Consider the following 20,258-nt stretch of genomic DNA (forward strand, 5'->3'; position numbering starts at 1 on the left):
CACGGGAAGGAATAACAAAATCCATCACGGACCTTTCCCCGCCCCGCACGCCAGGCCGCGGGCGACAGCAAACCTGTCACACAAGAGCCTGACACACAGGGAAACTTACGGCGCCCCCGAGCGTATCCGGCGATCTCGCGGACAGTCAGGGTAGTGGGGAGGGCAGTCAGGGTGTGAGGGAGGCCTAGATCGAGTAGGCCTAGATCGAGTAGCGCTCGTCCTCGTGGTCGCCGGGGTGGTCGTTGACCAGGCCCCCGGCGAGGGTGTTGCCGTCCTGCGGGTCGATCACGAGGAACGCCCCGGTGCGGCGGTGGTGCAGGTAGTTCTCCAGCGGCAGCGGCGCGGCGAGCCGCAGCTGGGCATGTCCAATGTCGTTGAGCTCCAGCGTGGAGGTCGGCTCGAGCTGGAAGTTGGTCAGGTCAAGCTTTCCCGTCACGTTCCGGACCAGGGCCTGGACCGTGCGGGTGCCGTGCTTGACCAGCACCTTGGCCCCCTCGCGGAGCGGTTTCGGCGAGAGCCAGCAGACCGCCGCGTACAGGTCGGCGGAGGCTTCCCGGATCGTCCCGGCGGCCGCGATCGTGTCGCCGCGCGCGACGTCAAACTCGTCCGCCAGGCGCAGCGCCACGGACTGCGGGGCCACGGCTTCGGTGAGCCGCCGTCCGGCGAAGTCGATGCCGGTCACCGTGGTGGTGCGCGGCGCCTGGCCCGGGGTGAGGACGCTGACCTTGTCCCCCAGTTTGACCGAGCCTTCGGTGATCTGGCCGGCGTAGGCGCGGTAGTCGCGGTAGCTGTCGACGTCGAGCCCGGCGGCGACGGCGTCGGGAGCCAGCGCCCCCTGCGGCCGGATGACGAGCTGGACCGGGAACCGGAAGCTCTCCAGGTGGCTTTCGAGTTCGTCCGCGGCCGGCAGGGTTTCGAGGACCTCGAGCAGGGCCGGGCCGTCATACCAGGGCGTCCGGTCCGAGCGGTCCACGACGTTGTCGCCGTCGAGCGCGGAGACCGGAATCACGAAAAGATCAGCGATGCCGCCTGTATTTGAATCGTCACGGCCGAGCCCGAGCTCGCGGCCGACCTTCTGCACGTCGGCCTCGATTTCGCGGAACACGGCCTCGCTGAAGCCCACCAGGTCGATCTTGTTTACGGCGACAATCACGTGGGCCACCCGCAGCAGCTGCAGCACGGAGAGGTGCCGGCGGGTCTGCTCGAGGACACCCTTGCGGGCGTCGATGAGCACGACGACGGCGTCCGCGGTGGACGCGCCGGTCACCGTGTTCTTGGTGTACTGCACGTGCCCGGGGCAGTCCGCGAGGATGAAGCTGCGGCGGTCCGTGGCGAAGTAGCGGTAGGCGACGTCGATGGTGATGCCCTGTTCCCGCTCGGCGCGCAGGCCGTCGGTGAGCAGCGCGAGGTCAATCGCTTGAGTGCCGGTGGCCCCGGACCCGCCGAAGCCGCGGTCCGCTGAGGTGCGGGCGACGGCGTCGAGCTGGTCGGCGAGGATCGCTTTGGAGTCGTGCAGCAGCCGGCCCACCAGGGTGGACTTGCCGTCGTCGACCGATCCGGCGGTGGCGAAACGGAACAGGGAAGCGTGCGCCAGGGGGGCCTCGTCGAGCAGGGCAGCCGCGCGGGCGGTGTCGATGTCAGTGCTCATTAGAAATAGCCATCCTTCTTGCGGTCTTCCATGGCGGCCTCGGAGATGCGGTCGTCCGCCCGGGTGGCACCACGTTCGGTGATGGTGGAGGCGGCAACTTCGATCACGACGTCGCGCACGGTGGCGGCGGCGGATTCCACGGCGCCGGTGCAGGACATGTCGCCGACGGTCCGGTAGCGGACAGTCTTGGTGATGACCTGCTCGTTGTCGCGGGGCTGGGAGACCTCGCCGACCGCGCGCCACATGCCGTCGCGGGCGAAGACCTCGCGGTCGTGGGCGTAGTAGAGGCCGGGCAGGTCGATGTTTTCGCGTTCGATGTAGCGCCAGACGTCGAGCTCGGTCCAGTTGCTGATCGGGAACGCGCGGACGTGCTGGCCCACGGTGTGCCGGCCGTTGTAGAGGTTCCACAGCTCGGGCCGCTGGTTGCGCGGATCCCACTGGCCGAACTCGTCGCGCAGGCTCAGGATCCGTTCCTTGGCCCGGGCCTTGTCCTCGTCGCGGCGGCCGCCGCCGAAGACGGCGTCGAACTTGTTGCGCTGGATCGCGTCCAGCAGCGGGACCGTCTGCAGCGGGTTGCGGGTGCCGTCGGCGCGCTCGGCCAGCTCGCCGGAGTCGATGAACTCCTGGACGCTGCCGACGACGAGCCTCAGTCCCAGCCGCTCCACGGTCCGGTCGCGGAACTCGATGACCTCGGGGAAGTTGTGCCCGGTGTCCACGTGCAGCACCGGGAACGGCACCTTGCCCGGCCAGAACGCCTTGGTGGCCAGGTGCAGCATCACCACGGAATCCTTGCCGCCGGAGAACAGCAGCGCGGGCTTCTCGAACTCGGCAACTACCTCGCGGATGATGTGGATCGCCTCCGACTCGAGGGTGTCCAGGCTAGAGAGGCGGGCCGGGGAACTCAGGCGGGCCTCCGCCGTCGACCCCGATGCCGCCCAGGGAGTGGCATCGGGCCTGTCGGAGCCGCGCGCATCGTCCGAAGGACGGATGCCGCGCGGCGAAGGGGCGGGGGCGGCATCAGGGTCGACGGCCACAGAAGTCTCAACATTGCTCATACGTGTAGTCCGCATTCTGTCTTGTCGGTTCCTGCCCAGCGTCCGGCGCGGGGATCGTCGCCGGGCGCCACCTTGCGGGTGCAGGGCTGGCAGCCAATGGACGGGTAGCCCTGGGCAAGCAGCGGGTTGACCGGGAGGAGGTTGTCGTCGGAGTACTGGACCAGCTGGTCGAAGCTCCAGGCCGCGACCGGGTTGACCTTGACCAGGCCGTTGGTCTCGTCCCAGGTGACCAGCGGGGTGTTGGTGCGGGTGGGGGCTTCGTCGCGGCGGACGCCGGTGAACCAGAGTTCGTAGCCGGCGAGGGTGCGGCGCAGCGGGGCCACCTTGCGCAGCGCGCAGCACTGGGCGGGGTCGCGGGCGAAGAGGTCCTTGCCGAGCAGCCGGTCCTGCTGCTCCACGGTGTTCTCCGGCAGCACGTCGACAACGTTGACATGCAGGTTCGCGGCGACCTCGTTGCGTGTGGTGTGGGTTTCCGGGAAGTGGTAGCCGGTCTCAAGGAAGAGCACGTCGACGCCGGGAAGCTGGTCCGCGACGAGCGCGGGAAGGACGGCGTCGGCCATGGAGCAGGCGACGGCGACGGCGGGCAGCTCGAAGTTGCGCACCACCCAGGCGATCACCTCGCGGGCCGGGGCGTCCCAGCCGAGCTCGGCGGCGCCGGCTTCGGCGATGACTTTGAGCTCGTCGTGGGTGCGGAGGTCTCGGGTCCGGGTCACTGCAGGTCACCCTCTTCGGCGGCGAAGGCCCACTCGGCGAAGGTCTGGCCCTCGGTGTGGTCGGCCACGAACTTCCGGACCACGCGTTCGACGTAGTTGGGCAGGTCGTCGGCCGTGACCTTGAGGCCGCGGACGGTGCGTCCGAGGCCCGCTTCCTCGCGGCTATTGGAAGCCAGCCCGCCGCCGAGGTGGACCTGGAAACCCGGGGTGGGGTCGCCGTCGGGCGTGGGCAGCATCATGCCCTTGAGGCCGATGTCCGCGGTCTGGATCCTGGCGCAGGAGTTGGGGCAGCCGTTGATGTGCAGCGACAGCGCCTGCGGGAGCTGCCCGGTCTCGACCAGGTCGGCGAGGCGGCGTTCCAGTTCGGCGACGGCGGTGGCGGCCGTGAGCTTGGTTTCGACGATCGCGAGCTTGCAGTATTCGATCCCGGTGCAGGCGATGGTGCCGCGGCGGAACACGGACGGCCGGGCGGAGAGGCCCAGGGCGTCGAGTTCGGCGACCAGCGGTTCCACCTGGTCCCTGGGCACGTCGAGGACGACGAGCTTCTGGTGCGGGGTGGTGCGCAGCCGCTGCGAGCCGCGGGCCTCCAGGGTGTCCGCGAGCTTCACGAGCTGGCCGCCGGAGAGGCGGCCGGCCAGCGGGGTGGCGCCGATGAAGAACTTGCCGTCCTTCTGCTCGTGCACGCCGATGTGGTCGCCCGGGGTGGAGGGCTTGGGCGCGGCCGGGCCGTCGTCGAGTTTGTAGCCGAGGTATTCGTCCTCGAGGACCTGGCGGAACTTCACCGGGCCCCAGTCGGCCAGCAGGAACTTCAGCCGGGCCTTGGTGCGCATGCGCCGGTAGCCGTAGTCGCGGAAGATGCTGGTGACGCCGAGCCAGACGTCGGCGGCCTGGTCGGGACGGACGAAGGCGCCGAGGCGCTTGCCGAGCATCGGGTTGGTGGACAGCGCGCCGCCGACCCAGAGGTCGTAGCCGATGCCGAGTTCCGGGTGGACCAGGCCCACCAGGGCGACGTCGTTGATTTCGTGCACCACGTCCTGGCTGGGGTGGCCGGTGATGGCGGTCTTGAATTTGCGCGGCAGGTTGGCCAGCTCCGGGTCGCCGATGAAGCGTTCCGCGAGTTCCTGGATCAGCGGCGTCGGGTCGATGATCTCGTCCCTGGCGATCCCGGCGACCGGGGATCCGAGGATGACGCGCGGGACGTCGCCGCAGGCCTCCGTGGTGGACAGGTCCACCGACTCGAGGCGGCGCCAGATTTCCGGCACGTCCTCGACCCGGATCCAGTGCAGCTGGATGTTCTGCCGGTCGGTGAGGTCGGCCGAGTCGCGGCCGAAATCGACCGAGATCTGCCCGATGACGCGCAGCTGCTCGGTGGTGAGGGCGCCGCCGTCGATCCGGACGCGGAGCATAAAGTACTTGTCCTCGAGCTCGTGCGGCTCAAGCGTGGCGGTCTTGCCGCCGTCGATCCCGGGCTTGCGCTGGGTGTAGAGACCCCACCAGCGGAAACGGCCGTGCAGGTCGGTGCCGTCGATCGAGTCGAAGCCGTGCTTGGCATAGACGGACTCGATACGCTCCCGGACGTTGAGGCCGTTGTCTTCCTGCTTCCAGGTTTCGTTGGCGTTCAGCGGCGCGGTGCCGTCCACTTTCCACTGCCCGTGCGGCTTTGCGGCGGGGCGGTTGGTGGGGCGCTTCGTACGGCCTGGGGCAGCCTGGTCCGCAGACGCTCCGGCTAGAGCTGTATCAGTCATGGATCGACTTTAGGGCGGGCCGTAATGCCGTCACAAAGGTCCGGAAACGCGGGGTCACCTAGGGCAACAAATCGTCACGAAGCATCGGCGAGCCTTGAAGTGGCGGAGCTCCTGTGCATGGCTGGGGGCCCGGCGGGCCTTGAAATAGCTGGGTTCGTGTGCATGGCCGGGGGCGTCAGGGGTGGGTCCGGCGCCGGCGTTCGACGTCGGCCGGCGGGCCTTGGCTTACGCGCCGGCCGCGAGGGCGGCGTCGTAGCGTTCCAGCGCGATTTCGGCGAGCACCGGCGACGGCAGCAGCGCCGCGGTGACGAGGTCCGCGCCGGCTTTGCCCAGCTGGTCGTGGAAAAAGCCCGGCGCCAACAAATAGGCGGCGATGACCACGCGGCCACCCAGATCCACCGCCCCGGCCGACTCCCCCGCACCCGCGCCGCCGGCGGCCTCCTCGCGGAGCATGGCCACGGCCTCGGGCACCGACGGCTTCGCGGACGCGCCGTACGCGGCCACAATCCGGTTGGAACGCAGGGCGCGGAGCTGGCCGGCGAGTTCCTCGACGTTCTGCGCGGCGGTGGGGTCGGAGGAACCGGCAGCGGCGAGGATGACGGCGTCGTTGTCGGTCACGCCGGACTCCCGGAGCCGCTGGTCCAGCAGCGCCGCGAGCCGCGGATCGGGTCCCAGCGGAGCTGCGGCCCGGGTGTCCGGCCGGCTCCTGACGGCCCGCGCGATGTCCACCTTCACGTGGTACCCGACGCTGAGCAGCAGCGGCACCACCACGGCGGTCTCCCCCGCTGGCAGGTCCGCCACAACAGCCGGCAGCTCGGGTTCCTGGACGTCGACGTAGGCCTCGCGGACGTCGAGGCCCGGCCGCAGCGCCGCGATCCCGTCGCGGAGGGCGTTGACTTCGGCGGCACCCGCGGCGCTGGAGGTGCCGTGGGCGCAGGCGATCAGGATGGGGCTATTCATAGCCGTTAGCGTAACCTTGGACCCGCCCCATCCGCGCCTAGAGATCCGACCGGGACCCTCCATGACTTTTTCCTTCAGCGTTGTCCTGGTCTGGCTGGACCTGGCGGGCGTCTTCTTCTTCGCGGTTTCCGGGTCCCTGCTCGCGGCCCGGAAGCAGTTCGACATCATCGGCTCCTTGCTGCTGGCCTCGGTGGTGAGCCTGGGCGGCGGCGTCATCCGCGACATCATCCTCAACGAGGGCCCGCCCGCGGCCTTCACCAACCCGGCCTATCTGGCACCGCCGCTGCTCGCCACGGTGCTGGTGTACTTCCTGTTCTCCAGCGTCCAGCGCTACACCTCGCTGCTGGTCCTGTTCGACGCCGGCGGCCTGGCCCTCTTCTGCATCACCGGCACGCTCAAGGCCCTGTCCGCGGGGATGAACCCGGTCGCGGCGGCGCTCCTCGGGGTCGCGACGGCGGTGGGCGGCGGGCTGCTGCGCGACATCACCGCCAATGAGGTGCCGCAGCTGTTCGATCCGAAGGACCTCTACGCGCTGCCGGCCTTTGCGGGGGCAGTCCTGACCGTCAGCCTGTCCCTCACCGGCTTGTTCAGCGTGGTGACCGCGGGTGCCGTAGCCGCCCTCGTTTTCGCCTTACGGGTCACGGCCTGGCGGCGTCACTGGCACGTTCCGCTGGCGGTCCGCGGCTGGCACCGTCTCGGCCTGGGCCCTGCGGATGGCGGGGCTAAGAATTAGCTAGGATGTGAACCATGACTGACATGTTCCTCGAGAAGTTCCGCGCGCTTGTTCCGAAGTATCTCGAAGACGAATGGCAGGAAGAGGATGGCCTCCCGACGGACGAGCTGGATGCGGCCCTCGCCGAGCACCAGTTCCAGGTGCCGCTGGTACTGCGGGAGTTCTACCTCGCGGTCGGCGGCTGCGAGGACATCATGGAGGCGTACCACTACTTCTGGGACCCCGAAGAGCTCGAAGTTGATGACGAAGGCTTCCTGATGTTCCTCGAGGACGAGGAAGAACAGTTCACCTGGGGATTCCGGGTCGGCGACCTCAGCGTCCCGGACCCGATCGTGTACCGGCGCAACAACGCCCGCGGCCAGTGGAAGAGCGAAGAGGGGACCTTCTCCGAGTTCGTCTTCGACATGTTCGAGTGGGCCTTCAACGACGAGGACGAGGACTAAGACCGGCTCGGCCTACAGGCGCTCGGCGGTCCGGGGCCACTTTGCCCGGGCTTCGGCGGTCCGGGGGCACTTTGCCCGGGCTTCGGCGGTCCGGGCACCGCGGAGTGGAGCTTGGCCGGTCCGGGGCCACTTTGCCCGGGCTTCGGCGGTCCGGGCACCGCGGAGTGGAGCTTGGCCGGTCCGGGGCCACTTTGGCCGGACACGCCGCTTGCTGGCCCAAAAATCGCCTGCTGAGGCCTCAAAGTAGCCCCGGGCGGCCTTCGCGACCCACCCTTCATTGACTGAACTCACCGGGGGTCAACAGTTCCAGCCCAACCATCCCCTCACCCCCTGGTGCGCCCGCAGGGTTCCCGATGGCCCAAGGCCCCTGCGGACCGCGGGCACTTTGACCCAGACAGGCCGTTTCCAGGTCCGAAAATCCCTCTGCTGACGCCTCAAAGTAGCCCCGGACGGCCGCCGCGACCCGCCCTTCATGGACTGGACTCACCAGGAGGAAACAGTTCCAGCCCGGCCATCGCCTCACCCCCTGCTGCGCCCGTAGGGTACCCGATGGTCCGAGGCTTCACTGCGTGGCTTGCCCGCCCAAATGCTTCGCGGCAGGGCGTTGGGTGAGGCCTCACTGCGTGGTTGGCCCGCCCAAGGCTTCACGGCAGGGCGCTGGGTGGCAAGGCTTCGCGGTAGGGCGCTGGGTGGTTCAACGCATCACGGCCTGGCGCTATGCGGTCCGTGGCTGCTGCAGTGGGAGGGCACATTGGCCAGGGACACGCCGCTTCCTGACCGGAAAAGCACCAACTGCGGCCTCAAAGTAGCCCCGGTCGGCCACCGCTAGGCGCCCGTCACGGGTGGAACGCACCATGGCGCCGCTGCTCCAGCACCGCGAGAACCTGGGCCATCATCCGCTCGGGGTGGTGGACGACCAGGTCGTAGCCGAACCTGAGAACCAGGTAACCTGCGACGACGCTCGCGTTGTTCCGCCCTCGGTCCTTCTTCACCTGGCGCGGTTCCAGATGCGATTCGCCATCGGTCTCCACAATGAGGCAGTCCTCAATGAGAAAGTCCACCTCCCCAACCCCGGGGATCTCCACGTGCCGCTGCACATGCAGCCCGGCCCGGCGGAAGGTGGTGTTGGCCAAAACTTCAAGCAGCGAATCGGCCCGTGGAATGACCAGGTCCAGCACTGACCTGGCTCGCGCGTTGCGATTGCCTCCGAGCTTCCCGCGGAGGAACGCCAGACTGATGTCACCCCGCCCCACGGCACACTGGACCATGACAAGAGCGTCCAGCTCCGGCAGACAGTGAAGTGCGTGGATCAGGACGTCGGCGAGTCCGGCCACGGGTAGCCACGGGTGCCGTGGGTGCCGGCAGCGGCCGTGTGACACCGAACCATACGGCGCCGCCCGATGCCCAACGCAAAGATGCAAGCGCCGGGCCGGTACCAACGTCCACAAACCGTAGTCCGGTGCGGCCGACAGGCAGGTGACCAACCCCTTCAGCTCGCGCGCGGCCCGGTGCACGCTTGAATCCTGCGGTAGTCCGTAAAGCCCGCGTCGGATCCTCACGATAGTGCCGTCCGCCACGGCAGTGGATAGCCCGTGGCGGCTGAGTCCAGCCCGGCCCAAATCAGCCGTGCTTGCCGTTCCGCCCCGTGAACTGAGATAGGTGGCTATGTTCATTCCGCCAATTTGCCGCGCTGGCGGTCCGTCGAGCCTGCCCCAGCTGGGCTATGTGGATAACTTCTCCAAACGATGGTGCGCCCGAGGGGCACTTTGACTGGAACACGCCGCCGCGCAGCCGGGAGAACTGCCTAATCCGCGGCGAAGTGCCCCCGCACCGCGCACGCCGAGTCCACGTCCGCCGTGGCCGCCCCACATCGAAGCCGAGCACTGGCACATGGCCAGGCAACCCGCGGAGCGGCCAGGCAACCCGAGGGGCGGCCGGGGGCACCTTGGACACGGACACGCCGCAGCGCAGACCTTCGAGCCAACTTAAGGACGCCCAAAGTGCCCCCGGAGGGCGGTCAGCCTCAGGCTACGAGTTCTGTGACAGCCAATTTACACAGAGGCTAGACAGCGTGACACTTCTGTCATAGTCTCGTTCATGGGTTCACTAAATGCCTCCGGTGGACCTGATGCGAACGGAGAAATGGCCCCGGTTCGACACAACGGATGACTCGGAACGTTATGAAGAACCGGGGCCATTCCGTTTAAGACGGGGACCCTACGGAGGCAGCACGGCCCAAAAAACGGGGAATCTTACGGGATGCAGCACCGCCGAACGAGCCAGCACCCCACGAGCGGCAGCCCAGCGGGCCGCCCACCCCAGAAGAATCAGCTGGCGCGGTCCACCACGGCCAGCGCGAAGTTGGTCAGCGAATCCTTGACGACACCAGCGGGCAGCGGCGCGAGCGCGGCAATCGCTTCGTTGGCCCAGGCCCGGGCCACCACCCAGGATTCCGCCGTCACGGGGTGTTCCCGGAGGCCGGCGACGGCGGCGGCGAGGGCGTCGTCGGAGCTGAGGTCCCCGTCGATGAGCTTCAGGAGTTCGATGGCGGACTGGTCGCCGTCGTCGGCCCGCTTGCGCAGCAACAGCACCGGCAGCGTCGGCACGCCTTCGCGCAGGTCGGTGCCCGGGGACTTGCCGGACTTGACCTTGACGCCGGTGACATCGATGACGTCGTCGGCGAGCTGGAAGGCCACGCCCACCTTTTCGCCATACTCGACCAGCATCGGCTCGTAGCTTTCATCGGCGCCGGAGAAGATCGCGCCGAGCTGCCCGGAGGCCGCCACCAGCGAGCCGGTCTTGTCCGAGATGACCGAGAGGTAGTGCTCCACCGGGTCCTCGTCCGGACGCGGGCCCACGGTCTCGTGCAGCTGGCCCAGGCACAGCCGCTCAAAGGTGCGCGCCTGGATGCCGAGCGCGCGGGAACCCAGTTCGGAGACCAGGATGGACGCGCGGGCAAAGATCAGGTCGCCGGTCAGGACGGCAACGGAGTTGCCCCAGATCTCGTGCGCCGTGGGGGCACCGCGGCGGAACGGCGCGGAATCCATCACGTCGTCGTGGTACAGCGTCGCCAGGTGCGTCAGTTCGACCACGACGGCGGCCTGCACGACGGCGGGCCGGGCGGCGTCGCCCAGGTGGGCGCAGAGCAGTGTCAGCAGCGGCCGGATGCGCTTGCCGCCGGCTTCCACTAGGTGGCGCGACGTCGCGTCAGCCAGCGGATCGGAGTTGGCGATGGCCTCGCGCAGCTTCTTCTCCACGCGGGCCAGGTTGGTGGTGATCGCAGGCCCCAGCTCGGGGTCGCCGGCGATCGCGGCGAAGCCGGCCGGCAGCTGCAATCCGGTGGCGATCGCGGTGGTGTTGAGGTCGGGCTCAGAGCTCGGCAGGCCGTGTCCGGCGTGCGTCCAGCTGTGGTCTGCAGAGTTGGTCACGGGTTAACCCTAACTTCTGTTGCGGAAACCGCGGAGTTGGTGCCGGACTGCGGAGAGCCTCCGGTGTTGGACGTCGCCGGGACCAGCGATTCCAGCAGCCGGATCACCCGGTCCTCGAAGCCTTTGGCCGCGGGATCGGTGAGGTTGGCCAGCAGCCGCACCACGAACCGCATCAGCACAGGAATGGGCATGCCCGTCCGGAGCGCCAGTTTCATCACGGCCGGCTTGCCGATCAGGGCAGCGAAGGCCCGGCCCAGGGTGAAGTGCGACCCCCACTGGTCCCGCACGTAGTCCGCGTACCGCGCGAGGTGCGCGTCGGCGGCCCGGGAGGCTTCCGTCCCGGTCCCCCACCCGGCCGACGCCGAGCGGGCGGCGCCGTCGATGATGAACTCGGCCGCGAACCGGGCGGACTCCATGGCGTAGGAGATGCCCTCGCCGTTGAACGGCGAGACCATGCCGCCGGCGTCGCCCAGCAGCAGCAGCCCCGGTGAGTAGTGCGGGGTGCGGTTGAAGCCCATCGGCAGCGCGGCGCCGCGGATCTCGCCGACCTGGTTTTCCGGGGTGAAGCCCCAGTCCGCGGGCATCCCGGCGGTCCATTCGCGCAGGACCTGCTTGTAGTCGAGCTTGCCGAATTCCTTGGACGAGTTCAGGATGCCCAGGCCCACGTTGGAGGTGCCGTCGCCGACGCCGAACACCCAGCCGTAGCCGGGCAGCAGCTTGCCGTCGCGGCCGGGGAGCTCCAGCCAGCCTTCCATCCAGTCGTCGTCGTGCCGCGGGCTCGTGAAGTAGGTGCGGACGGCGACGCCGAGCGGCCGGTCGTCGCGCTTCTGCATGCCGAGCGACACGGCGGTACGGCTGGAGTTTCCGTCCGCGGCGAGCACGACGTCGGCGCTGAAGTCGCGAGTCTCCCCCGTCTTGCGTCCGGACTCGTCGAGCAGCGCGGCGCGGACGCCGGTGACGCGGCCGGCGTCGTCGCGCAGTGCCTGCGTGACGCTGTGGCGTTCCAGCACGACGGCGCCCGCGGACTGGGCGTGCCGGGCCAGTTCCTCGTCGAAACCGAGCCGGGTCCGGATCAGCCCGTACTGCGGGAAGTCGGAGACCTCGGGCCAGGGAAGTTCGATGCTGCGGCCGCCGGCGAGCAGGCGCAGGCCCTTGTTGCGGCGCCAGCCGTCGGCTTCGGGGTGCGGCAGGCCAAGCTTCTGGATCTCGCGGACCGCCCGCGGCGTGAGGCCGTCGCCGCAGACCTTTTCACGCGGGAAGCTGGTCTTCTCCAGCACCGTCACGTCGATGCCGGCCCGGGCGAGGTAGTAGGCGGCAGTGGATCCGGCCGGACCTGCGCCGACGATCAGTACGTTCACAGCGTCGGTGGGCTAACGCGCGGGCCGAGTGATGTTGCGTCGCAGCTTCGCCACCGGTCCGGTGTGGGCGGCCAGCGCCGCGGCGGACGCGGACGGGCCCGCGGCAGCGCCCGGCTTGACCGCGCGGTGCACGGCGACAATCCCGCCGCTGAGGTTGCGGTAGGAGACGTCGTCCCAGCCGGCTTCCTGCAGCCAGGCCGCGAGGTGGTCCTGGTCCGGCCAGGCGCGGATGGACTCGGCGAGGTAGACGTAGGCATCCGGGTTGGAGGAGACCTTGACGGCGATCGCGGGCAGCGCGCGCATCAGGTATTCGGTGTACATGGTGCGCCACAGCGGCACCACGGGCTGGGAGAACTCGGCAATGACGAGCTTGCCGCCCGGCTTCGTGACCCGGAGCATCTCGGCCAGGGCCTTCTTCGGCTCGTTGACGTTGCGCAGGCCGAAGGAGATGGTGCTGGCATCAAAGGTGTTGTCCGCGAAGGGCAGGCGCGTGGCGTCACCGGCGATGAAGTCGATGTCGGGGCGGCGGCGCTTGCCGACCTTGAGCATGCCCAGCGAAAAGTCGCACGCGATCACCTCGATGCCGGCGTCGGCATACGGTTCGCTGGAGGTGCCGGTGCCGGCGGCGAGGTCGAGCACCCACTGCCCCGCCGACACATCCATGGCTTCGACGACGACCTTGCGCCACCGACGGGTCTGCCCCATCGACAGGACATCGTTGACGACGTCGTATTTGGGGGCGACGTCGTCAAACATCGTGGCTACTTCGTCCGGACGCTTATCCAAGGATGCTCGGTTCACCCTGACATTGTCTCAAATGATCAGCACACGCCCTAACTGGGCCCCAACACGCCCAACCGTGCCCTGAGCGGGGCTGGCGCCGGGCCTGAGCAGGGCCGGCGCCGGGCCTGAGCCGGACCCGCCCGCGCCCTGAGCGGGGCCTCCGGCGGTCCGGGAGTAGTGTGGTCTCACTATGACGAGCACGTTCCGTACCCTGACAGTCCCCCTCGATGCCGAATCATTCCCCGGGGGGCTGCCGTCGTTTCTGGTCCGGGACGACCTGCTCTGCTGGACCCGCCGCGAAGCCGGCCTGGTCGGCTTCGGCGAAGTGGCCCGCTTCACCGCCACCGGGCCCGACCGGTTCCTCGAGGCGGACATCTGGTGGCGCCACCTCGTCCTCGAGGCCGAGATCGAGGACGCCGTGGAGTGCCCCGGCACCGGCCCCGTCGCGTTCGGCTCGTTCGCCTTCTCCAAAGCCTCCGCCCACGAATCGCGGCTGATCGTGCCCGAAATCGTCGTGGGACTGCGGGACGGCAAGGGCTGGCTCACCCAGTTGACGTTCGACGACGGCGACCTCACCGAAGCGGGCGCCCGCGCCGCGCTGGACCGCTGGCTCGGGACACCCGGCGCCGGGCGCGGAGCGGACCCGGCACCTGAATCAGACCCGGGCGAGACCGAGACCGCTGCCGCGGCGCGGGAGGCGTCGCTGGTCGGCAGCTCCGCCGGGCACGGCACTCCAGCCGCCACACGCACCCGGGCCGGCGCCGCCGTCGTGCGCCCGTTGACCCTGGCTGCCGGCGCGACGCTGCACACCGGCTCGCTGAGCGAGGAAGATTGGAAGGCCGCCGTGGCCGCGGGGGTGGCCGAGATCCGCACCGGCGCGCTCGAGAAGCTGGTGCTGGCCCGCGACATCGTCGCCACCGTCCCGGCCGGGGTGAACGCCGCCGAGATCCTGCGCCAGCTCGCCGTCCGCTACCGCGAATGCTGGACCTACGGGGTCGACGGGCTGGTCGGCGCCACACCCGAGATGCTGATCCAGGTGGAGGGCCGCACCGCGCAGGCCCGCGTCCTGGCCGGCACCCTGGACCGCCGCGACGCCGACGGCATGGCCGGCTCGCCGCTGGAGTTCGCCGAGCGCGTGCTCGCCGGATCCGAGAAGCAGCGGCACGAACACGACATCGCCATCCAGTCGCTGACCACCCAGCTGGCCCCGTTTTCCGAAGCGATGAACGCGCACAGCGAACCCTTCATCCTGGAGCTGCCCAACGTCTGGCACCTCGCCTCGGACGTGAAGGCGGAGCTGGCCGAGGTGGAGGGACATGTCCCCACCAGCCTCGCCCTGATCAACGCCCTGCACCCGACGGCGGCGGTCTGCGGAACCCCCACCACCGTGGCGGGCGCGCTGATCCGCAAGCTCGAGCACCTGGACCGCGGCCCCTACGCCGGACCGGTCGGCTGGCTCGACGCGGCCGGCAACGGGGAATGGGGCATCGCGCTGCGCGGCGCCGTCATCGAGTCCCCCACCACCGTGCGGCTCTACGCGGGCTGCGGCGTCGTCGAGGGCTCCGTGCCGGAAGCCGAACTCGCGGAAACCTGGGCGAAGTTCCGTCCGATGCTGGAGTCGCTGGGCATCAGCAGCTAGAGTCCGGAATAGCAGACACCGCGCCCGGATTGGGGCTTGCGCTAGGGTCATCGGTAGTTATCCAATGGTAAAACTAAGTTTCCTGTGATGCACATCTCGTTTTCGGCGTTACACTATAAGCCGACTAAGTCACGTCTCTCCCGCAACAAGAGGTAAGAAACCATGCAGCTCAAGTCCCTCGCCACGGCAAAGGTGGCCGCCAAGGCAGTCGCCCTCCTCGCCGTCGGCGCCCTCACGCTCACGGCCTGCGGCGGCAGCTCCACCCCCGCAGCCTCCTCCGAAGGCGGCGTGCAGCTCATCAACGCCGGCAAGCTGACCGTCTGCTCGGACGTGCCCTACGAGCCGTTCGAATTCCAGAAGGACGGCAAGATCGTCGGCTTCGACATGGACATCGCCGCCGAGGTGGCCAAGGACCTGAAGGCCGAGCTCAGCGTCGTCGACAGCTCCTTCGAGGCCATCGAGACCGGTACCGCCCTGACCCAGTGCGACGTCTCCATCTCCTCGGTCTCCATCACGGACACCCGCAAGGCCGTCATGGACTTCTCCAGCCCGTACATGGACGATGACCTGACCCTGGTCGCCACCGCGGCTTCCGGGATCACGAACGTCGACGGCGCCAAGGGCAAGAAGGTCGGCGTCCAGCAGGCCACCACCGGCGCCAAGTATGCCGCCGAGAAGGGCCTCGACGCCCAGCAGTTCGAGGATTCCGGACTCCTGGTCCAGGCCCTGCAGGCCGGCACCATCGACGCCGCCCTGGGCAACCAGTCCGTCCTCGGCTACGCCATCAAGGACGACCCCAAGTTCAAGCGCGTGGAGGACTACACCACCGGCGAGAAGCTCGGCATCTCCATCAAGAAGGGCAACACGGCCATGGCCACCCAGATCAACGGCACGCTCAAGCGCCTGACCGACGACGGGTCCCTGAAGAAATTCGAGACCACCTGGTTCGGCGAAGCCACCAAGTAACGCCCCGGCCTGAGTCCGCAACAGTCGAGGCCCCGTACCGCTGGATGACAGTCCGTACGGGGCCTCAACTGCGCAAACCGAATGTGAGAACAGCATGGCAATGACCGCACGTCAACGAGCCAGAGTCAGCCTGTACATCCAGGCCGGAATCTTCGTGGTGGCCCTGGCTGCCCTGATCCTGGCCACGGACTGGAAGACCATCGGCACCAGCGTCTTCAACTTCGCCAAGATCGGGCCGATGTTCCCGGACATCTTCCTGGTGGGCCTGAAGAACACCCTGATCTACACCGCCCTGGGCTTCATCGTGGGCCTGTCCGGGGGTCTGCTGCTGGCCCTGATGAAGCTCTCCTCGTTCCCGCTGTACCGCTGGCTGGCCACCGGTTACATCGAGTTCTTCCGCGGCATCCCAGCGCTGCTGGTGTTCATCGCGTTCGGCTACGGCGTGCCGCTGGCCTTCGGTGTCTCCTGGAACGTGACCGTGGTGGTCATGGTCTCACTCGGCATGGTCGCTGCGGCCTACATCGCCGAAACGCTGCGCGCCGGCCTGCAGGCGGTGCCGAAGGGCCAGCTCGAAGCCGCCCGGTCGCTGGGCATGCCGCAGTGGCGGGCCATGGTCTCGATCGTCATCCCGCAGGCCTTCCGGATCGTGCTGCCGCCGCTGACCAACGAGGTCATCCTGCTGACCAAGGACTCCTCGCTGATCTACGTGCTGGGCCTGACCGCATCGCAGTACGAGCTCACGAAGTTCGGCCGCGACGGCATCTCCAGCCTGGGCGCAGGCCTGACCCCGCTCCTGGTCGCCGGCGCCTTCTACCTGGTGATCACCATTCCGCTGAGCCTCCTGGCCCGGAAGTTCGAAAGCCGCTCCGCGCGGACGAAGCGATAGGCAGGACAGTCATGAACGACGTCGAACAGAACGCCCCCGGCCGCAGCGGTGCCGTCCACGCCGCCGGAGTCTCCATCAAGGACCTGCGGAAGTCCTACGGCTCCAACGAGGTCCTCAAGGGGATCGATCTTGAGGTTGCCCCCGGCGAGGTGGTGTGCCTGATCGGGCCCTCGGGCTCGGGAAAATCCACCCTCCTGCGCTGCGTGAACCTGCTCGAACAGCCGAACCAGGGCACGATCCACGTGGGCGGTTTCGAATCCACCGACCCGGATGTGGACATCGACAAGATGCGCCGCAAGGTGGGTATGGTCTTCCAGCAGTTCAACCTCTTTCCGCACCTCAGCGCGCTGCAGAACTGCACGATCGCGCAGACCAAGGTGCTCAAGCGCAGCCAGGCCGACGCCTCGGCGGCCGCCATGAAGAACCTCGAGCGGGTCGGCCTGGGACACCTCGCCGACCGTTTCCCGGACGAGCTCTCCGGCGGGCAGCAGCAGCGCGTGGCCATTGCCCGGGCGCTGAGCATGGACCCCGAGCTGATGCTCTTCGATGAGCCCACGTCGGCGCTGGACCCGGAGACGGTGGGCGATGTCCTGTCCGTGATGCGGAACCTGGCCCGCGAAGGCATGACCATGCTGGTCGTGACCCACGAGATGGGCTTCGCCCGCGAAGTCGCCGACCGGGTCGTGTTCATGGATGGCGGCGTGGTCGTGGAGGAAGGCGTCGCCGAACGGGTCATCAGCGCCCCCGTCCACGCCCGCACCAAGGAATTCCTCCGCCGCGTGCTCGACCCGACCCACATCGACATCACGGAGTAGGCCCCTGGGCGCGCCGTGCGATTTCCGCGCGGCGGATCACACCCGGCGACGCGGAAAAGCCCTGGCGCGACGCGTCGGAGCACTCCCGAGGTGCTGCCTGCGCGGCGCATTTCGCCTGGCGACGCGCAAAAGCCCTGGCGCTACCGGAATTCGGCAGCGCCGGGGCTTTTGCGCGTCATGAGCTGGACTGCGCGTCGCTGCCACCGGATCGAACGTCCACGACGGCGGGTACGCCCGCACCAGGGAACTCCTCCGCCGCGTTCTCGACCCGACCCACATCGACATCACGGAGTAGGCCCTGGGCGCCCGCCGCCGCAACGCGTCGGAGCACTCCCGAGGTGCTGCCTGCGCGGCGCATTTCGCCTGGCGACGCGCAAAAGCCCCAGCGCTACCGGAAATCGGCAGCGCCGGGGCTTTTCCGTGTCATGAGCTGGATTGCGCGTCGCTGCCACCGACTGAACGTGCCCGACGGCGGCGCGCACCCGCCGCATCACGGAGCCGTCCCGTGACCTACCGCTTCTTCAGGAGGCGCTCGACGCGCGGTTTGACCTCGGTGGCCAGCAGGGTGAGGGACTCGAGGAAGTGCTCCTGGGGAAGGCCGCCGATGTCCATCTGGAGGAAGTGCCGCATGTGCCCCATGTGGCCGTGCAGGTCCACGATGCGCTGGGCGATTTCGTCCGGGTCCCCCACGTAGTAGGCGCCGGGGAAGTCGGCCTGGGCCAGGAACTGCCGCTGGTCCGGCGCCGGCCAGCCGCGGAGTTTGCCCATTTCCAGGTTCAGGTTGTACCAGCCGGGATAGAACCGTTCCAGTGCTTCCTTCTTCGTCGGGGCGATCAGTCCGAGGGCCGCCACGGAGACTTTGATGTTCCCTCCGGAGTGTCCGGCCTGTTCGGCGGAGGCCCGGTAGAGGTCGGCCAGCGGGCCGAACCTGGCGGGGGCACCGCCGATGATGCCGTAGGAGACGGGCAGGCCGAGCTTTCCGGCGCGGACCGAGGACGGGGCACTGCCGCCGGTTGCCAGCCAGAGGGGCAGTGTGCCCTTGACCGGCCGGGGCACGACAGCCAGGTCGTGGATCTCAGGCCGGACGGTCCCCGACCAGGTGACGGCTTCGGTTTCGCTGTTGTTGATGCGCATCAGCAGGGCGAGCTTTTCCGCGTAGAGCCGGTCGTAGTCGCCCAGGTCGTAGCCAAAGAGCGGAAAGGTCTCCACCGACGATCCGCGGCCGGCGGTGATCTCCACCCGACCGCCACCGGAGACGGCGTCGGCGGTGGCGAACTGCTGGAATACCCGGACCGGGTCGTCGGTGCTGATGATGCTCGCGCCGCTGCCGAGCTTGATCTGTTTCGTTGCGCCGGCCGCTGCGGCGATCACAGTTCCCGGTGAGGAGGCGGGCATTTCCAGGGTGTGGTGTTCGCCCACTCCGAAGTAGTCGAGCCCTGCCTGGTCGGCATGGACAATCGCTTCGAAGAGGTTGCGGATCGCTTCGGCGGTGGTCCGGAGGCTTCCGTCGGGGTTTCGTGGGGTGTCGCCGAAGCTGTAGGCGCCGAGTTCCATGATGTTCTCCTGGGTGCAGGGTGTGAGTGGGTGGACGCCGGTGACGTCATGACGCCGCGGTGAATTTGTCTTCGAGGCAACGGCCGCCTGGGGTCATCATCCACGCGCCGGTGATCATTACTGCGCCGGTGGCGGCGAAGACGAAAATGGTGATCCAGCCGCCAGTGAGCGAGAAGATGCTTCCGCCCAGCGGGGCCGCGGTTGAACAGGGAGATAACCAGCGGGGAGGCGCAGCGTTCATCGCCGGGTTCCCGGCGCGCCGGGCGAATCAGGTGTTGTTGGCGTCCCGCAGTTCCGACATGGCTTCTGCCACCACCCGGGCACGTTCCTCGCCCAGGATGTCGACGAAGGCAGCACGGACGAGGCCGGCCGCAAAGCAGGCCAGCTCGTTGGCGGTTTCCTTGCCCTGCGCACTGAGCTCAAGGTAGACGACGCGACGGTCTTCGGCGCAGGGGCTCCGCTGGACCAGGGAACGCCTGGACAGCCTGTCGGCGATCTTGGTGAAACCGCCGCTGCTGAACGCGACTTCCCGGGCCAGTTTCGCCATCGGCATCCGCTCACCGGGAGTGCGGACCAGCCGCAACAGAGTCTCAGCTTCGGCCGGCTCGAGGGCGAAGACCGAAGAGACTTCCGCGTGCACCTTCTTGTTGGTGGCCTGGAAACCTTCGATGACCAGACCCCACTGCAAGATAACGTCCAGATCCCCGCTGGTTGGGGAATGGTTCTGCTCGGTCAGCATGGTCTCCCTCTCCATGCCCATAATACCCATCACGTAAATTCTTTCCTCACAAAATATTGCAGCAGCGGCGGCCTATTGCCCTTAGGCGAATGCCGGTGCTGTCGACGGGCGGGTGGCCCGCCGACAGCACCGGCATTCGCGTGCGGGAGTCTTAGGCGGCGACTGATGCTTCGGCGCGGACGGCTTCGAGGGCCTTGGTCCACGGCACGAGCTGGTCCAGGACCGGGGCCAGGGAAGCGGCCTGAAGTTCGCTGGGCTTGAAGACCGAGAAGTTCTCGAAGTCGGTGAAGAGGGAGAACATGCCGGTCTTCTGCACGTGGGCGATCTGCAGTTCGGAGAGGATGCCACGCAGGTGCTCGACGGCGCGGACCCCGAAGGCGGAGCCGTAGGAAACGATGCCGGCGGCCTTGTTGGCGAACTCGGCGTTCAGGTAGGACAGGGCGTTGGCCAGGGCCGGGGTGACGGAGTGGTTGTACTCGGGAGTGATGAAGACGAAACCGTCGAACTCGGCGATCTTGGCTGCCCAGGCGATCGTGTGGTCGTTCTGGTAGTTCTGGTAGGCGGCCGGGTAGGCCTCGTCCAGCATCGGCAGGTTGAAGTCGGCAATGTCGACGAGCTCGAACTGTGCGTCGGTGCGCTCCTGTGCCTGCGCGAGAACCCACTCGGCCACGCCGATGCTGTTGCGGCCGGGACGGGTGCTGCCGGTGACGATGGCGATCTTAGTCATGAACTACTCCTCTGGGCGCCGCGGATACTTTCCGCAATGCTTCAAGCTTCAATAGTATTCTAGAAA

At 68.2% G+C, this 20,258-nt stretch carries 18 protein-coding genes and 1 pseudogene; 6 read left to right on the forward strand and 13 right to left on the reverse strand.

The genetic code is table 11. The annotated features are described in order from the left end of the window. Positions 1–199: 199 nt before the first annotated feature. The 5 genes from AC50X9_RS17100 to AC50X9_RS17120 all read right to left on the reverse strand — a co-directional run bounded on the left by AC50X9_RS17100 (position 200) and on the right by AC50X9_RS17120 (position 6,121). Positions 200–1,648, reverse strand: coding sequence for a sulfate adenylyltransferase subunit 1 (locus tag AC50X9_RS17100; RefSeq protein WP_494895395.1), 1,449 nt, complete (start codon positions 1,646–1,648; stop codon positions 200–202). Next, on the reverse strand, positions 1,648–2,703 hold the full coding sequence (gene cysD, locus AC50X9_RS17105) for a sulfate adenylyltransferase subunit CysD (RefSeq protein WP_494895397.1): 1,056 nt from the start codon (positions 2,701–2,703) through the stop codon (positions 1,648–1,650). The genes AC50X9_RS17100 and cysD overlap by 1 nt, the downstream gene beginning before the upstream one ends. Next, positions 2,700–3,416, reverse strand: a complete 717-nt coding sequence (locus AC50X9_RS17110; protein WP_494895399.1) for a phosphoadenylyl-sulfate reductase — start codon at positions 3,414–3,416, stop codon at positions 2,700–2,702. The genes cysD and AC50X9_RS17110 overlap by 4 nt, the downstream gene beginning before the upstream one ends. Further along, positions 3,413–5,161 carry a nitrite/sulfite reductase gene (locus AC50X9_RS17115; protein ID WP_494895405.1) on the reverse strand — a complete coding sequence of 583 codons (1,749 nt, stop codon included), beginning with the start codon at positions 5,159–5,161 and terminating at the stop codon, positions 3,413–3,415. Before AC50X9_RS17115 ends, AC50X9_RS17110 begins: the two co-directional genes overlap by 4 nt. Before the next feature lie 225 nt (positions 5,162–5,386). After that, positions 5,387–6,121, reverse strand: a complete 735-nt coding sequence (locus AC50X9_RS17120; RefSeq protein ID WP_494895407.1) for a sirohydrochlorin chelatase — start codon at positions 6,119–6,121, stop codon at positions 5,387–5,389. 61 nt (positions 6,122–6,182) lie between these two features. Between AC50X9_RS17120 and AC50X9_RS17125 the strand changes: the two genes are divergently transcribed. Together AC50X9_RS17125 and AC50X9_RS17130 are read left to right on the forward strand one after the other, a co-directional pair. Beyond that, on the forward strand, positions 6,183–6,854 hold the full coding sequence (locus tag AC50X9_RS17125) for a trimeric intracellular cation channel family protein (protein WP_494895409.1): 672 nt from the start codon (positions 6,183–6,185) through the stop codon (positions 6,852–6,854). 14 nt (positions 6,855–6,868) lie between these two features. Continuing rightward, complete coding sequence (locus AC50X9_RS17130) at positions 6,869–7,297, forward strand: hypothetical protein (RefSeq protein WP_494895411.1); 429 nt, start codon at positions 6,869–6,871, stop codon at positions 7,295–7,297. Positions 7,298–8,133: 836 nt separating this feature from the next. On the opposite strand, the gene AC50X9_RS17135 is transcribed toward AC50X9_RS17130, so the two are convergent. From AC50X9_RS17135 to AC50X9_RS17155, 5 genes and pseudogenes are all read right to left on the reverse strand, one after another. After that, positions 8,134–8,631, reverse strand: a complete 498-nt coding sequence (locus tag AC50X9_RS17135) for an endonuclease domain-containing protein (RefSeq protein ID WP_494895530.1) — start codon at positions 8,629–8,631, stop codon at positions 8,134–8,136. Between the two features lie 204 nt (positions 8,632–8,835). Continuing rightward, a pseudogene (locus AC50X9_RS17140) lies at positions 8,836–8,970 on the reverse strand (type IV toxin-antitoxin system AbiEi family antitoxin domain-containing protein); the annotation flags it as partial. Positions 8,971–9,624: 654 nt separating this feature from the next. Next, positions 9,625–10,725, reverse strand: a complete 1,101-nt coding sequence (locus AC50X9_RS17145) for a polyprenyl synthetase family protein (RefSeq protein ID WP_494895413.1) — start codon at positions 10,723–10,725, stop codon at positions 9,625–9,627. Further along, the gene (locus tag AC50X9_RS17150) at positions 10,722–12,083 is read right to left on the reverse strand and encodes a geranylgeranyl reductase family protein (RefSeq protein WP_494895415.1); all 1,362 of its coding nucleotides are present in this window, start codon (positions 12,081–12,083) and stop codon (positions 10,722–10,724) included. The genes AC50X9_RS17145 and AC50X9_RS17150 overlap by 4 nt, the downstream gene beginning before the upstream one ends. A gap of 12 nt (positions 12,084–12,095) precedes the next feature. Next, entirely contained in the window at positions 12,096–12,884 is a 789-nt protein-coding gene (locus AC50X9_RS17155; RefSeq protein WP_494895416.1) for a demethylmenaquinone methyltransferase, read from the reverse strand. Between the two features lie 172 nt (positions 12,885–13,056). Between AC50X9_RS17155 and AC50X9_RS17160 the strand changes: the two genes are divergently transcribed. The 4 genes from AC50X9_RS17160 (at position 13,057) to AC50X9_RS17175 (ending at position 17,172) form a co-directional block, all read left to right on the forward strand. Next, the gene (locus AC50X9_RS17160) at positions 13,057–14,505 is read left to right on the forward strand and encodes an isochorismate synthase (RefSeq protein ID WP_494895418.1); all 1,449 of its coding nucleotides are present in this window, start codon (positions 13,057–13,059) and stop codon (positions 14,503–14,505) included. Between the two features lie 162 nt (positions 14,506–14,667). Beyond that, complete coding sequence (locus tag AC50X9_RS17165; RefSeq protein ID WP_494895420.1) at positions 14,668–15,471, forward strand: ABC transporter substrate-binding protein; 804 nt, start codon at positions 14,668–14,670, stop codon at positions 15,469–15,471. Positions 15,472–15,565: 94 nt separating this feature from the next. Next, positions 15,566–16,357: an amino acid ABC transporter permease gene (locus AC50X9_RS17170; protein ID WP_494895422.1), complete on the forward strand. Its 792-nt coding sequence runs from the start codon at positions 15,566–15,568 to the stop codon at positions 16,355–16,357. Positions 16,358–16,368: 11 nt separating this feature from the next. Next, positions 16,369–17,172 (forward strand): amino acid ABC transporter ATP-binding protein, encoded by an 804-nt coding sequence (locus tag AC50X9_RS17175; protein ID WP_494895424.1) that lies wholly within the window; start codon positions 16,369–16,371, stop codon positions 17,170–17,172. Between the two features lie 510 nt (positions 17,173–17,682). Here the strand turns inward: AC50X9_RS17175 and AC50X9_RS17180 are convergent. The 3 genes from AC50X9_RS17180 to AC50X9_RS17190 form a co-directional block, all read right to left on the reverse strand. Beyond that, the gene (locus AC50X9_RS17180) at positions 17,683–18,726 is read right to left on the reverse strand and encodes an LLM class flavin-dependent oxidoreductase (RefSeq protein ID WP_494895426.1); all 1,044 of its coding nucleotides are present in this window, start codon (positions 18,724–18,726) and stop codon (positions 17,683–17,685) included. A gap of 268 nt (positions 18,727–18,994) precedes the next feature. Beyond that, positions 18,995–19,495, reverse strand: coding sequence for a MarR family winged helix-turn-helix transcriptional regulator (locus tag AC50X9_RS17185; RefSeq protein ID WP_494895428.1), 501 nt, complete (start codon positions 19,493–19,495; stop codon positions 18,995–18,997). A gap of 121 nt (positions 19,496–19,616) precedes the next feature. Further along, on the reverse strand, positions 19,617–20,192 hold the full coding sequence (locus AC50X9_RS17190) for an NADPH-dependent FMN reductase (RefSeq protein ID WP_494895430.1): 576 nt from the start codon (positions 20,190–20,192) through the stop codon (positions 19,617–19,619). Positions 20,193–20,258 lie beyond the last annotated feature (66 nt).

Source organism: Pseudarthrobacter sp. HLT1-3 (assembly GCF_059383535.1).